This is a genomic window from Parachitinimonas caeni (assembly GCF_030129945.1).
GTDB classification, from domain to species: Bacteria; Pseudomonadota; Gammaproteobacteria; order Burkholderiales; family Chitinimonadaceae; genus Parachitinimonas; species Parachitinimonas caeni.
In genome coordinates, this window is record NZ_JARRAF010000241.1 from 1 (window position 1) to 309 (window position 309).

Sequence of the window (309 nt, forward strand, 5' to 3'; positions counted from 1 at the left end):
CCGGTATGGTGTAGTTCACCTCCACAATGGCGTGGCGTTGGTTGGTATTGCTGAGGGTAAGGGTGCGATGGCCACCTTCCAGGTTGACCGAGAGGCGGTCATACCAGGTCTGGCCGCCGGTGCTCAGACGGTAGATATAGTTGCCCGTCTGCTTGGGCAGCGTGCCCACATGCAGGAAGCCGGGCAGGTTGACGCCTCCGGCCGGCTGCAGGGTTTCTTCCGGTAGCTGCGGGTCCTGGCCGAACGCGGGCAGCTGGGGTTTTTCGACAGAAATACCAGCAGCCGATACCAAGGCAAATCGGGTCGGCC

General features: G+C 62.1%; 1 protein-coding gene. It reads right to left on the reverse strand.

From position 1 onward, the window contains the following. Positions 1-309 (reverse strand): hypothetical protein (locus tag PZA18_RS24505; protein WP_284103496.1); only part of this gene is annotated, 309 nt, incomplete at both ends.